We start from the raw sequence: 13,730 nt of genomic DNA on the forward strand, positions 1-13,730 counted from the left end.
TGCGGGACATGCTCGGCGCCGAGGCCGAAGGTGCCGGCGGGCGTATCGGTGTCGCCGACACCCTCCAAGAGGGCCTGATCCGTGTCCTGGCGGAGTGGCCCGAGTTGCAGCACTCCCGCGACCCGGCCCGTGACGGGCGCCTGTACCGCTGCATGATGGATGCCGCCTGCGACGCCCTGCGGGCTGAGCACGGCCGCAGTGACGGCACCCACGCCAGGCCGCTGATGATCGCCTTCGACTTCGACCACCTCGAAGACTCAGGTGACGAGTTGCCGCTCTACGAACGCGAGCTGATCGCGTCTGTCCTCGGCGCCACCGTCCGCGACATCTCCGCCACCGGAGGCGACGGACGCGAGCGCCGGATCATGCTGACCCGGGCGATCCTCCTCGCCGGACTGCGGGCCCTGTCCGAAAGGGAGGCGCTGATCATGATCGCCGTCGACGACCTCCACTGGGATCAAGACGAGCTCGCCGAGCGCCTCGGGATCAAGACCAACGCGCTGCGCCAGACCCTGTTCGGCGCCCGCAAGATCTTCCAAGGCGTCCTGCGGCACGCGATCGGCCTGGACCTCGACGAGGAAGAACGAGGTCGCCTGCACGCCTACCAAGCCGGCGAACTACGCGGCGCAGAGAACCGCCATGCCCGCCGGCACCTGCAGCACTGCGATGCGTGCAAGACCTATGTGCGCGAGCAGCACGCCTTTTGCGAGAACGCCCGCACCGTCCTCGCGCCGCTCCCGTTCTTCTTCGGCGCGAAGCTGCTGACGCGGCCGGCCACGAAGAAGACCGCGGCCGCGAGCACCGGGCTGCTCAGCCAGGCCGGGAGCACCAAGGCCCTCGCATCCGTCGTCGCTCTCCTCGGGATCGGATTCGGAACAACCGCCGTCCTCGCAGGACGGCACCCCGTAAAGCTCGTCCTGCACCACGACACCGGGCAGCTCAGCGTCGGGACGACAGTCGGGGCGACACACCCGAACTCCGTGCCGACGGCACCTGCGGCGACGAAGCCGGCCCGCAAAGCACCAGCCGCCAAGAAGCATGCGCGGACCAAACGACCAGCGCCCACCCACGCCCGATCCACACCGGTTGTGCAGCCGCAAACCGCTCCCACCGCGGTCACGGCAACTCCGCCGACGACGACCGCTCCGCCCGCCGCCGCAACGGGCACGAGCACTCCGAAGAAGAGCAGTGGCGGCGGTGAGTTCTTTGGCCAGTAACCAGACACGACGGGCGATCCAACTCGCCACCATCGCCCTGGCGCTCGCCGCACCAGCCGCAGCGCACGCAGGTACCTACGACGTCCCCGCGTGCGCGGCAGCCGCCGGCACCAACAACTCCTGGACTCCGGAGATCAACGGCTCCAACTGGGTCACCGCCTACGCCCAATGCGACGGCAGCGGCAGCCCCAGCAGCGGCCTGGTTGCGCGCAACGCTGTCCAGGACGGAACCGTCACCGGCGGCGTGAACGCCCGCATGCTGTTCACCGCCCCGGCCGGCACGTCGATCGTCGGCCTGCTCGCCTCCAGCGACCTGTACTCCGCAAACTCACGCTGGCGGGCCGCGCTCATGGGCGACCAAACCGTCCTACGCGGCTGCGGCGTCGGCACCCCCGGCGGCTGCACCTGGAACGTCGACAACGAAAGGATCAACGTCCCCCACACGAGCAACATCGCGATCAGCGTCTACTGCCCCGGCGACTCCTGCCCCCTGAACTCCGGTAGCCCCGACCACAACTACCTCGAAGCCATCGCCCGCCTCTCGTCGGCCACTGTCCGCATCGAAGACAACACCGCCCCGACCGTCGCCTCCGTCAGCGGTGGCCTCTGGCAAGCCGGCTGGAGACGCTCCGCGCAGACCGTGTCGTTCGACGCCTCCGACAACACCGGGATCCAGCAGTCCGTGCTTCTCATCGACGGGCAGACCGCGGCACAGAGCCCCAACGCCTGCGATTTCACTCGTCCCGCACCGTGCCCAAACGGCGGGGCAATGTTTACGGTGAGCACGGGCGGGCTCGCCGACGGCCAGCATCAATTGACGATCAAAGCCACCGACCCGGCCGGCAACGTCGGTACGGCTTCCCGCACCACGCTCGTGGACAACACCCCGCCGGGCGCGCCGCAGGACCTCGCTGTCGATGGCGGCGGCGGCTGGCACTCCACGAACTCGCTGTCGGTTCACTGGACCAACCCTGAGGTGTCCGGCGCGCAGGTCGCTGGGGCGAACTGGCAGGTCTGCCCCACCCCCGGCGACACCACCGCCTGTACAACCGGCACCAAGTCCGGTGCCGCGATTACCTCGCTCACCGGCCTGGAAACACCCACGGACGGCGATTTCACGCTCAAGGTCTGGCTCGTCGACGAGGCTGGAAACCAGACCCAGGACAACGCCGCCCCGCCCATTCACCTCCGCGTCGACCGCGAAGCCCCGACCGCCGCGTTCGCTCCCGGCGACCCAGCCAACCCCGCAACGATCGCCATCGATGCATCCGACGCCACCAGCGGTCTCGCGTCCGGATCAATCGAGATCAAACCGCAAGCCACCGACTCCTGGAAGAGCATCCCGGCGACCGTCGACGCCGGCCGCCTCACCGCCACCCTGCCCGACGAGCACCTCGCCGACGGTGCCTATGACCTCCGCGGCCGAGCGGTCGATGCCGCCGGAAACGAGAAGAGCACCACTGCCCTGGCTGACGGCACGCCGATGGCGATCACGCTTCCCGTCCGCGCGAAGACCCGTCTCTTCGCCGGGCACGCCCGCATAACGCGCCGCGGCAACCGTAAACGCACCCGCCTCGCCGCAGCCGTGCGCGTGCGGTTCGGCGCCCGGACCAGCGTCCAGGGCAGGCTCGTGGACGCGGCCGGCCACGCGATGCCTGCCACCGTCCTGCAGATCCTCGAGAAGTCCCGGCTGCCCAAGGCGGGGATCAAGCAGCGCCGCACCGTAAAGACGACCGCGAACGGGGCGTTCTCGTTCCACACTACCCGCGGCGGGATCTCCCGCACCGTGCGCGTGCGGTACCCCGGCACCCCGCTCATCCGCCCCGCCGAACACGACCTCCAACTCGGCGTCACCGCGAAGTCCACGCTCCGCGTCAGCCGCCGGAGCGTGACCGTCGGTGCGGTCGTGCGGTTCTCCGGCACCCTGCTCGGGGGCCACGTCCCCGCCGCCGGAAAGCTCATCCAGCTCCAAGCGCTCGTCAACAGCCACTGGCAAGTCTTCGCCAATCCCCGCGCCAACGCCCACGGCCGCTGGCAACACCGCTACCGCTTCATCGGCAACTATCGAAACGCCCGCCTCTCCTTCCGCATCCGCGTCCCCCGCGACCCCGCCTACCCGTTCGCCGTCGGCACCTCACCCGTCACCCGCATCGCCGTCCGCGGAAAATAGTTCCAACGTTGTCTCCTGGAGGCATCGCCCGATGCGCCGTCCCCACCTCACCTACGCAAACACCGTCTCAAGCCTCGCGCTGTTCATCGCGCTCGGCGGCACCAGTTACGCCGCGCTCAAGCTCCCGAAGAACAGCGTCGGCCCCGCGCAGATCCGGGCACAAGCCGTCTCCTCGAGCGAGATCCGCAACGGCGGCGTTCTCCTCACCGACATGGCCGCCAGCGCCAAGAAGAATCTCCGCGGACAGCGAGGCCCGGTCGGACCTGCCGGCCCCGCCGGAAGCCCCGCCGTCTCCTATGCCGCCACCGTCGGCGGCGCCGGCCAAATCCTCCGCGGAAGCTCCAACAGCGGAAGCCACACCAGCGTCGGATCCGGCAGCTACACCATCGGCTTTCCCACCAACATCAGCACCTGCACCTACACCGCCACGCTCGGCAGCGCCGACGCCACCAGCCAGCCGCCCGGCTACATCACCGTTCGCGACGACAACGGCAAAGTCGGCGTCCAGATCTACGATGCCAGCGGTGCTCCTGCCGACCGACCGTTCCACCTGATCGTCGTTTGCTGAGCCCAACGAGTCACGATGCGACCGTCACCGGACGAGACCCAGGAACGCATCCCCGTCGCCGCTCCACGACCAGCAGCCAGCCAACCCCCAGGTCACCGCCACAGACCACTCGACGACGCCAGCGGGGCAGGCATCACGACCCTCGTCGTCATCGCGCTGTGCACCGCCGCCGGCGCCCTGATCGGCGAACAGGCCGGACTCGGGACGAGTGGCGGCCTTGTTGGCTGCTTCTTCGGTGTGGTCGGCGGCTTCACGGCGACCTACGTGCGCTACCGCGACCTGTAGGCCAGGCGTGCCTCCGGCCCCAACGCCGGCACTCGCCGTCGAAGTTGACGGTCGCCCGACGGAGGTGTGGCCTGGCTGGTCGGCGATGACCACGGGGGGTGCCGTGCCAGAACTCGCGGATGGGCGATGAATCTGAGGATCTCGTCGCGAGGTGGTTTCGGCAGGATGGTCGTCGTGGCCATGCGGTTGCTCTATTTGGTGATGCACGAGGGTGTTCGCGTGGCTCGTTGTGCTGGGCCGCTCGGAAGGCGCGAAAAACGCAGAGACCCACATGCCCCGCCTTCGCACCACCTCGATCGCCGCCTCGCGGCAGCCGTCGCCGCCATCGCGATCGCCTCCGCGCCCGCCGACGGCACGGCGCCAGCGCCCACGCCGCTAGCACCACCACCGTGAAACTCGGCGAGTACTTCTTCCGGCCCAAGACGCTGACGATCCGTGCCGGGACCTCGGTCCGCTTCACGAACGTCGGCAAGATCGAGCACACCGTCGCCGACTCCACCAAGTCCGGCACGATCCTCAGCAACCTCATCCATCCGCGGCCGCTCAAGCACGGCCAGTCCCAGACGGTGCGGTTCGCCACGCGCGGCACGATCCAGCCGAGGCCCAGCGCGGCAATGGCCGACTCGACGGTTCGCGAGTGGGCTTCTTGATGCCTCTCGCGTCGAGGCACGTTGGTTCTGAGATTTGGCCATTGCCGGGACCGGGTGCGCGCCTCGGTGGTTGGTGGTTGGCAAAACACCCGTAAGAGGACGAGAGGCCCAACTTGGCCCCTAACCGGTCCCGCACGCGGCCTGAGACGGAGTGCTGCTCGCTGTGGTGACGGACGCCGCCCGCCTGGCCGGGCCCTTGCTCGTGCGAGTGATCGCGACCAGCTGCCTCGCGAATCAGGTCGTGCGGGCGCTCCTCAGCGAGACAGCTCGGCGGCGGTCCGCGGCCACGCGGTCGACCAAGCGTCCCAGGACGGTCGCGAGGATCTCGCCGCGTGACTCGAAGAGGGCTTCCATCGCTCGATCCCGACCGACCGCGACCGGTTCGCGGCCACCGAGATCGCAGCCCTCACCACGCGCGCCCTGCAGCGGACCGCCGACGACTTTCTGGTGTGGCCTGGAGGCCACGACCGACACCTGATCAAGGCCCGCCCGCGGCCGCCGCGGTGCGCGGTCACACTCAGGTACGGGCTCGTTCTTGTCGGCGCGGAGGAGTACCACGGGTCTCCCGGCCACAACGCAGTGTCGGTGTCGACGGATCCGGATCGGTATCTAGCGCGAAGCGGTCGCGCCACTGCCGCGCGGTGCGGTGACTGTGGCGGTGGCAGGTGTCAGGTCGGGTGCCATCGCGACTTGGTAGCTGTCGAACATGACCGGGCGAAATGGTCCGCTGCGCGCGCTGGTGATGCGCCGGGTCGTCTGGCGCTCGCGGGCTTCCACGTCGCTGAGGTCTTCCGTTGCCCAGAAACAGACGAGCAAGGTGTTGCCGAGGGTGGTGTTGGCGCCGAGCAGCATCCCACGGTAGTCGGGGTCCTCGATCCAGGTCGGGAGCTCTTGGTCGACGAACTCCTCTTTGGCGGCGCGGATCGCTTCGGGCCGAAGCCCCTCCCACCTGATGACACGCGCGTGCAGCTCGGTGTCGTCGCTGTCCATCGGCCTGCTGTCGGTATGGACGATCTCGTAGGTGTCGACGAGCCCTCGACTCAGGCTGCCGCCGGCGCGTCGCAGCGCCTCCGTGCGCATCGGTCCCTCGGTGGCTTCGTTGACGCTCATCGCATGCTGAGAGGACCAGCACGTCAGCGCCGTCGCGGTGCCCTCCTCGAGGTTGACTCCGAAGAAGATCGTCAAGAAGCTCGGCGACCGGCGCAGCGCGGGAAGCCCTTCGCTCTGAAACCACTCGAGCGATCCGGCGAGCGCTTCGGCCTCCATGCCCGTGAATCGGTTCAGCCGTGCATACATGTCAGAGCACTCCTCGTGCGTTGTGTGATCGCGGTGGTCATCGGTTGGTCACCGGCGTGAGTGCGGGCCGTCGGTCGTGCTCGGCGGAGGCCGCGCGGACTGCGCGCGGGTTCCTGGGCGGCGCCCAGAGCGCGGCGATGAGGGCGGCGCCGGCCATGATGAAGACCATGACCAGTGAGGTGTGTTGGGTGGCGGTGACGTAGGCGTGCCGGGCCTGGGCCGCGAGCTCTGCGCCGCGCGGACCGGACTGCTGGGCGACCTGCAGGGCGCCGGCGACGGACCCGCGGCTGGCGTCGCGCGCAGGTCCGGGAAGGGCCTGGGTGATGTGACGCATCGATGCGGCGTAGGAGCCGGAGAGCAGGCCGCCGAAGAGCGCGACGCCGAGTGACGTGCCGACCTCACGGGTGGTGTGGTTGACGGAGGCGGCGACGCCTTGTTTGGCCGGTTCGACGTTGGTGAGGATCGCCTCGGTGCAGGGGACCATGCCGAGGCCGAGGCCGGCGCCGATCACGAGTGTCGCGGCGTAGAGGACCCACACGGGACCGTCGACGCTGATGGCGCAGAGAATGCCGAAGCCGGCGGCGTTGAAGAGGCAGCTGAGGGCGACTACGACGCGCAGACCGATGCGCTCGGTCAGGCGGCGGGCGAAAATCGTGATGGGGATGATCGTCACGGCGGTGGCTGACATCGGCATCGACGCGGCCAGCGCGGAGTCGCCGAGAACGATCTGCTGGTAGGGGATGATGAGAAACGCCAGACCGTAGACCGCGGCGAAGGCGACGAAGACGGTGAACGCCGCCACGGCGAAGGAGCGGTTGGCGAACAGGCGCACGTCCAGCAACGGGTGGGCGCGGCGTAGCTGGATGGCCGCAAAGCCCGCGCCGGCGAGCACGCCCAGCATCAGGGCGGTGATGATCGTCGGGCTGGTCCAACCGTCGATGCCGGCCTGGATGAAGCCGTAGACGAGGGCGCTGACGGACACGAGCGCGGCAACGGCGCCCCAGTTGTCCATCGGTGGCGGCTGCTCGTCGCGTGAGCTTGGGATGCTCGGCGACGCGGACAGGACGACGATCGCGCCCGCGAGGATGCTCCAGAAGGCCGAGCGCCACGAGAAGAACTCAAGGAGGATCGCGGCGAGCGCCCCGCCGAACACCCCGGCGAGCGTGAAGGCGGCGGTCCACACGCCGACCGCGGTGTCCCGGAAGTCGGGCGGGAATGTGCTGGTGATCAGCGACAGCGTCGAGGGCAGGATCAGCGCGGCCCCGAGTCCGAGCACCGCCCGGGTGGCGATCAGCGTCGAGGGGGTGTCGACGACCTGCAGGACAGCGGCGGCCGCGGTGAAGATCGCCAGGCCCGCGATCATCACGCCGCGCCGGCCGAACCGGTCCCCGAGCGCGCCCGCCGGAAGCAGCAGCCCGGCCATCACCAGCGTGTAGATGTCGATCATCCACGTCAGCTCTGTCTGGCTGGCGCCGACGTCCCGGGCGATCTCCGGGCCAGCGACGTAGAGCGTGGTGATCGACGCGACGACGAGGCTCACCGCACCGCATAGGACGGTCAACACCCAGACGCTGCGAGCTCTGCTCATCGAACGACCTTCACGCGGGCGAGCCGCTCCGCCTTCGCCGCGCGGTCGATGAGCCGCTCCAGCACCGTTGCGAGGATCTCGTCGCGCGACTCGAAGAGGCGCTCGAGTTCGTCGAGGTCCACGCCCGCGCAGCGCGCGATCTGATGGCTCGTCACCGAGCGGTAGCCGCGTTCGGCGAACAGGGCCTGCGCGGCGTCGAGAATCGCTTCGCGGCGGTCGGCCACGTCGCTCGGCGTCGGTGCGGCCGGGTCGAGCCCGGGTCGAGCGCGCGCCGCGGGACCGCTGTGGGCGAGGCTGAACGAGGGAAGGACCCGGCCGAGCCACACGGGCTGCCACCACGCCCAGGTCCCGGCGAGGCGCAGCAATGCGGGTAGCAGTGCGAGGCGGACGAGGAACGCGTCGAGCAGCACCGCGAGGCCGAGGATCATGCCCATCTCCTTGGCGGGCAGCGCGCTGGACGCGGCGAAGGTGCCGTAGACGCCGAGCATCGCGGCCGCGGCGGCGAGGATCACCGGTCCGGAGCGGCCCATCCCGCCCACGACGGCGGCTCGCGGGTCGCCGGTGAGGTCCCACTGCTCGCGGGCCGAGGAGATGAAGAACACGGTGTAGTCCATCGCGACGGCGAAGATCATGGCGAAGAAGAACACCGGCGCCCAGAAGTCGATGTAGCCGGTCGCGTGGATCCCCAGCGGCCCGGTGAAGTGCCCGTCTTGGAAGACGAGGACGGTGACCCCGAACGCTGCCGCGCTGGAGAGCAGGCTCGTCAGCGTCCCGGCCAGCGCGATGAAGGGCGCCTGCACCGCGACGAGCAGCAGCAGGAAGCCGAGCAGCAGGATCAAGCCGATGACGAGCGGGGCGCTGTCCGCCATTCGACCAGCGCCCGGATCACGGTCCATCGCGTGTCGCCGCTTGAGCCAGGGCATCGCACCCGCGTCGATCCTCGGCCCCAGTCGCGCGAGCAGCATCGGCAAGAGCGTGAACACAACGGCGAGCACGAGGCACACCGCGAGTTCGATCGCCATCGCGATCGACTTCGGCATGGGGCTGGGAATCAGGTAGCACGGCGCGGTGGCCACGAGCACCGTCGTGCCCGAGAACGCCACGGCGCGCCCGGCGGTATCCATCGTCGCTGCGACCGCGTCGACCGGATCGGCGTGTTCTCGCAGCGCTTCCCGAAAGCGCATGACGATGAACAGCGCGTAATCGATCCCGAGCGCCATCGTGAAGATCAACATGAACGACAGCGCCCAGATCGACACGTACCCGATCTGCGTGAAGAGATAGAGGAACCCGCCGGTCACGAACAGGCCGATCACTGTGATCAGCAGCGGCAGCCCGGCGGCCAGGAGCGACCCGAACGCGACGACGAGCACGAGCAGCGTGATCGGCAGCGCGTACTTCTCCCCGCGAACCAGGGCGTCCCTGTTCTCCTTGTTGAAGTCGGCCCACTGCGCCGAGAGACCCGACATCTGCGCCTTGTAGCGCGGGCCGGCCACCTTGCGGACACGGTCGCGCAGTCGATCGGCCGCGTGGACCATCCCGCTGGTGTCGCGCCCCGCACCGCCGGTCACGATCACCGTGCGACCGTCCGGCGCGATCAGGCCGCTGCGGGTGGGGCCGATCACCCCGCGAACCGCCGGATCGGCCGAAAGCTCGTGCGCCACGGCGCGGGCCGCGGCGCGGAACTGCGGATCCTCCCCGTACGGCCTGGCCCCGTGCATGACGACGCTGAGCGCCGAGCTTGCGAACAGCGGGTTCGCCGCCTGAATGAGCTCACGCGCATGCACCGACTCCGACCCGGTGTGCTCCATCCCCGCCCCCGACAAGGCACCTTCGAGCTTCGGCAGAAACACGCCGAGTCCCACGATGAGCACCAGCCATCCCACGGCCACCCGGCGCCCGTGACCCGACGCCCAGTACGCCACCCGGGCCAGCGGACCATGTGATGCGGTGCTCGTCATGAACTCACCCTAACATTTTTGCTCCGATCGAGGAAATTTACTTCTACGATCGTAGGATAAGCCGGCCCGACCGCCGAGCCGGATCTGTAGGTTGAGTGCGTCGATGATGGCCAGCACGCTGCACCAGGGAGCCCCGGAGCCCCTGACCCCCAAAGGTCGCAACACGGCGGCGCGGATCCTCGACGCCGCGACTCTTGTCCTCGCCCGCGACGGGATGGGCGGCGCCACCCTCGGACGAATCGCCGACGCGGCCGGCGTCGACAAGCGCAACATCTCCTACTACTACGGGTCGCGCGAAACCCTCCTCGTCCGAGTGGTACAAGCCGTCGGCGAGCAGATGGCCCGCGGCATGGAAGAGACGATCGGCGAGAGCGAACGCTCGAACGCCGAGGTCCTGTGGGCCGGCGCGACGTCCGAGCCCGAACTCGCACGCGCCTACATCACGCTCCTCGGCGGGAGCGCCGAGACGCCGGAGATCGACCTCGCACTCACCGCGCTCAAACAGGCCTGGCTGCACATGATCTCAAGCCGCCTCGCCCATGCCGGCCACCCGGACGACAGCCGGGAGGCCCTCGCCGGTGTCGTGCTCGCGCTGCTCCGTGGGCTCCTCATCGAATGGACCGAGACCGGCGACGGACCGGCAGTCACCGCAGCACTCGAGCGGGTCGACGCGCTGTTCACGCCGCAGCCCGGGTGAATCGCGAACTCGGGCGGCGTGACGGACACGACCGTTCGCACCCCGCGACGCCCGAAGACCCCGCGTAGGGTGTCGGCGGTGCCAGTGCCCCCGCCCGGAACGCCTGGCCCGCTTTCGGACCCCACCTACCGGCGGCTGTTCGGCGCCCAGGTCATCTCGCTGGCCGGCACCGGCCTGACGACGATCGCCCTGTCGCTGCTGGCCTATCACCTGTCAGGCCGACACGCCGGGGCGGTGATCGGCATCGCGCTCGCGCTGAAGATGATCGCCTACGTACTCGTCGCGCCGGTCGTGACCTCGTACGCCCAGCGCCTACCGCGACGCCGACTCCTGGTGGGCTTGGACCTCGCCCGCGCGGCGGTCGTCGCCATGCTCCCGGCAGTGACCGCCGTCTGGCAGGTCTACGTGTTGATCTTCGTGATCAACGCCGCCTCGGCCGCGTTCACCCCGGCGTTTCAGGCGGTAATCCCGATCATCCTCCCCGACGAGGACAGTTACACCCGCGCGCTCTCGCTCTCGCGCCTGGCCTACGAAGCCGAGAACCTCGCCAGCCCAGCGCTCGCAGCGATGCTGCTCTCGGTTCTCAGCTACAACGCGCTGTTCGCTGGTGACGCGATGTCGTTCCTCATCTCCGCCGCCCTGGTGACCTCATGCGCGCTGCCCGGCCGCGTGGACGTCGCGTCGCAGGCGCGGACGTGGCGGCGCGTCACACACGGCACGCGGACCTTCCTCCGGGTCGCCGAGCTTCGCGCTCTGCTCGCGTTGAACCTCGCCGTCGCCGCCGCAAGCGCACTGATCATCGTCAACACCGTCATCTACGTTCGTCGGGACTTCGGCCACGGCGAGGCCGCCGTCGCGTGGGCCCTCGGCGCCGCCGGCGCCGGCTCGATGATCGCCGCGATCGTGATCCCCTCGCTCCTGCGACGCTGGCGCGAGCGTGAGGTCATGCTCGCGGGCGGCACCTTCCTCCCCGCCGGCCTTGTAGCCGCAGCCCTGCTCAGCCGCTACGAGACGCTCCTCATCGTGTGGTTCATCCTCGGGATCGGCCTAGCCGTCGTGCAGACCCCGGCGGGCCGGCTTGTGCAGCGCGCCGCGGGCCCCGACGACGGGCCCGACCTCTTCGCCGCGCAGTTCTCGCTCTCTCACGCCTGCTGGCTGCTCACCTACCCGATCGCCGGCGTCGCCGGAGCCACCCTCGGCCTCGATGCCGCCGCCGGGCTGCTGGCTGGAGTAGCGCTCGCGGCGGTCGCTGCGGCCGCCTGGCTCTGGCGGTCCGCCGCGACGGCCGCCTCACCCGAGCACGCCGTGTAGGGCTGGACGTGGAGGCTATCCGCCGGGAAGCGGGTCAGGTTTGGCGTCCGTCGCGGGGATCGCCGAGCGCCACAGCCGCTCGATCGCGTTGAGCAGCGGTTCCTCGCGGACGCGCGGAGCCCCGAGGTGCTCGGTCAGGCAGCGTTCGGTCATCCACACGAGGCTGTAGGCCACGGCTTCCGCGTCTTCCCGGGCGAGGGTGTCGTCGGCACGCATCGCCCGCTCGGCGGCGTTGACCAGGAACCATTCGTGGAAGTCGCGCCAGAACGTCGCGACGTCTGGGTCGTACGTGGCGGCCTCGACGATTGCGCCGAGCGTCGCGCTGTGGGTGCGGAAGCCCGAGAGCACTCCGCTGAGGGTGCTGCGCAGGTCGTCATCCTCGTCGCGAAGCCATGGCCCGGCGGCAGCCCGGACGTCGTGCTCGAGCTCCTCGCCGAGACTGAGGACAAGCGCACGCTTGTCCTGGAAGTAGGAGTAGAAGGTCGGCCGCGATACGCCGGCCCGCATCGAGATCTCGCCGACGCTCAGCTCGGCGAATGCCTTGCCTTCCCCCAGCAGCCCACGGGTGGCGTCGAGGATCCCGTCCCTCGTTCGGCCCCGCTGGTCTTCGGGAAGCGGCGAGCGGCGGGAAAGCACTGACATGCCAAGAACACTAGTGCATGACACCAGAGGTTGACAGCATGTAAACCAATGTGAGATGTTCATCGTCGTCCCGAAGAGCGAGCCGGAGGAGTACCCGCATGAGCGTGTCGGAGCAGAACCTGTCGGATGTCCGCGTCGCGGATCCCGAGCACTGGCGCGAAGGTGCTCCGTTGGAGCTCTTCAAGCAACTGCGCAGCCGGTGCCCCGTGCACTGGAGCGAGGGCATGACGAGCTTTCCCGAAGAGCCGGGATTCTGGTCGGTGACCAACCAGGAGCTCGTGCACGAGGTCAGTCGCAACTATCAGCTCTACTCCTCTGAGCTCGGCGGCATGGTCGGGATGCCCTGGGTTCAGCTTGAGGTCCAGAACGGCATGTTCATCGGGATGGATCCGCCCAAGCACGGGCGGCTCAAGCAGCTGTTCCAGCGCGGCTTCACGCCGAAGCGCATCGCCGAGCACGAGGACAAGATCCGCGGCATCGTCGTCGGGGTCTTGGACGGCCTGGAGGGTCGCGAGACCTTTGACGTCGTCACGGACCTCGCAGCTCCCGCCGTCTCCCGGGTCATCGGTGACTTCATGGGCATCGACCCGGCCGATGACGCGATGTGGGCTCGCCTCATCAACATGCTCGTCGGCGGTGATGACGCCGAGTTGAACCCTGAGGGCCCGAACTCGGTCATCGAGAAGGTGATCCCCGAGATCGTCCAGCGCTGCCAGGTCCTCATCGACGACCGCCGCGCCACGCCGACGGACGATCTCATGAGCATCCTCGTCCATGCCGAGGTGGACGGCGACAAGCTCACCGACTGGGAGATCGTGATGGGCTTCATCCTCCTCGTCACCGCCGGCAACGACTCGACGAAAGCCACGTTCTCCAGCGGCATCAAGGCCCTGATCGAGAATCCCGCTGAGCGCGCGAAGGTCGTCGCCGACCCTTCGTTGATCCCAAGCATGGTCGAGGAGTGCCTGCGGATGTTTCCCGCCTTCGCGCATTTCCGGCGGACCGCGACGGAGGACACCGAGCTCGGCGGCTGCCCGATCAAGAAGGGCGACAAGGTCATGATGTGGTACCCGGCGACCGGATATGACGAGGCCGTCTACGAGAAGCCCGAGCAGTTCCTCGTCGAGCGCAATCCCGAGCATCAGGCCTTCGGCGCCGGCGGGCGTCACTTCTGCCTCGGCACCGCGCTGGCCCGCCTGGAGCTGAAGATCATGTTCGAGGAGACCCTCAAGCGCTGGCCCGACATGGAGTTCGACGCTGCCCCGCGCTATGCGACCGCGATCTTCATCAACCAGCTCACCACGCTGCCGGTGCGCGTCAGCGCGTGATCATGAGCCAAGCTCCG

Annotated in this window: 12 protein-coding genes; 8 read left to right on the forward strand and 4 right to left on the reverse strand. The window is 69.0% G+C overall.

Annotated features, from left to right (window positions below; all coding sequences use genetic code 11):
- Positions 1–8 precede the first annotated feature (8 nt).
- The 5 genes from NBH00_RS21640 to NBH00_RS21660 all read left to right on the forward strand — a co-directional run bounded on the left by NBH00_RS21640 (position 9) and on the right by NBH00_RS21660 (position 4,890).
- Positions 9–1,217 (forward strand): hypothetical protein, encoded by a 1,209-nt coding sequence (locus NBH00_RS21640; protein WP_254570649.1) that lies wholly within the window; start codon positions 9–11, stop codon positions 1,215–1,217.
- Complete coding sequence (locus NBH00_RS21645) at positions 1,198–3,387, forward strand: Ig-like domain repeat protein (protein WP_254570650.1); 2,190 nt, start codon at positions 1,198–1,200, stop codon at positions 3,385–3,387. Before NBH00_RS21640 ends, NBH00_RS21645 begins: the two co-directional genes overlap by 20 nt.
- 31 nt (positions 3,388–3,418) lie before the next feature.
- Positions 3,419–3,955: a hypothetical protein gene (locus NBH00_RS21650; protein ID WP_254570651.1), complete on the forward strand. Its 537-nt coding sequence runs from the start codon at positions 3,419–3,421 to the stop codon at positions 3,953–3,955.
- Positions 3,956–3,970: 15 nt separating this feature from the next.
- The gene (locus NBH00_RS21655; RefSeq protein WP_254570652.1) at positions 3,971–4,240 is read left to right on the forward strand and encodes an AtpZ/AtpI family protein; all 270 of its coding nucleotides are present in this window, start codon (positions 3,971–3,973) and stop codon (positions 4,238–4,240) included.
- Positions 4,241–4,629: 389 nt separating this feature from the next.
- On the forward strand, positions 4,630–4,890 hold the full coding sequence (locus NBH00_RS21660) for a cupredoxin domain-containing protein (protein WP_254570653.1): 261 nt from the start codon (positions 4,630–4,632) through the stop codon (positions 4,888–4,890).
- A 609-nt stretch (positions 4,891–5,499) separates the two neighbouring features.
- Here the strand turns inward: NBH00_RS21660 and NBH00_RS21665 are convergent.
- Genes NBH00_RS21665 through NBH00_RS21675 form a run of 3 tightly spaced genes read right to left on the reverse strand, consistent with a single transcriptional unit; the run spans position 5,500 to position 9,735 of the window.
- A complete protein-coding gene (locus NBH00_RS21665; RefSeq protein ID WP_254570654.1) occupies positions 5,500–6,186 on the reverse strand; it encodes a hypothetical protein in 687 nt (228 codons plus the stop codon).
- 37 nt (positions 6,187–6,223) lie between these two features.
- Complete coding sequence (locus NBH00_RS21670; protein ID WP_254570655.1) at positions 6,224–7,774, reverse strand: MFS transporter; 1,551 nt, start codon at positions 7,772–7,774, stop codon at positions 6,224–6,226.
- On the reverse strand, positions 7,771–9,735 hold the full coding sequence (locus NBH00_RS21675) for an MMPL family transporter (RefSeq protein WP_254570656.1): 1,965 nt from the start codon (positions 9,733–9,735) through the stop codon (positions 7,771–7,773). Before NBH00_RS21675 ends, NBH00_RS21670 begins: the two co-directional genes overlap by 4 nt.
- A gap of 103 nt (positions 9,736–9,838) precedes the next feature.
- On the opposite strand from NBH00_RS21675, the gene NBH00_RS21680 reads away from it, so the two are divergent.
- A complete protein-coding gene (locus NBH00_RS21680; RefSeq protein WP_254570657.1) occupies positions 9,839–10,432 on the forward strand; it encodes a TetR/AcrR family transcriptional regulator in 594 nt (197 codons plus the stop codon).
- A gap of 78 nt (positions 10,433–10,510) precedes the next feature.
- Positions 10,511–11,743 (forward strand): MFS transporter, encoded by a 1,233-nt coding sequence (locus NBH00_RS21685; RefSeq protein ID WP_254570658.1) that lies wholly within the window; start codon positions 10,511–10,513, stop codon positions 11,741–11,743.
- A gap of 15 nt (positions 11,744–11,758) precedes the next feature.
- Here the strand turns inward: NBH00_RS21685 and NBH00_RS21690 are convergent, their stop codons facing one another.
- Positions 11,759–12,379: a TetR/AcrR family transcriptional regulator gene (locus NBH00_RS21690; RefSeq protein WP_254570659.1), complete on the reverse strand. Its 621-nt coding sequence runs from the start codon at positions 12,377–12,379 to the stop codon at positions 11,759–11,761.
- 104 nt (positions 12,380–12,483) lie between these two features.
- On the opposite strand from NBH00_RS21690, the gene NBH00_RS21695 reads away from it, so the two are divergent.
- Positions 12,484–13,713, forward strand: coding sequence for a cytochrome P450 (locus NBH00_RS21695; RefSeq protein ID WP_254570660.1), 1,230 nt, complete (start codon positions 12,484–12,486; stop codon positions 13,711–13,713).
- The last annotated feature ends 17 nt before the right edge of the window (positions 13,714–13,730 follow it).

Source organism: Paraconexibacter antarcticus (assembly GCF_024220175.1).
In the GTDB taxonomy this organism is placed as follows: Bacteria; Actinomycetota; Thermoleophilia; order Solirubrobacterales; family Solirubrobacteraceae; genus Paraconexibacter; species Paraconexibacter antarcticus.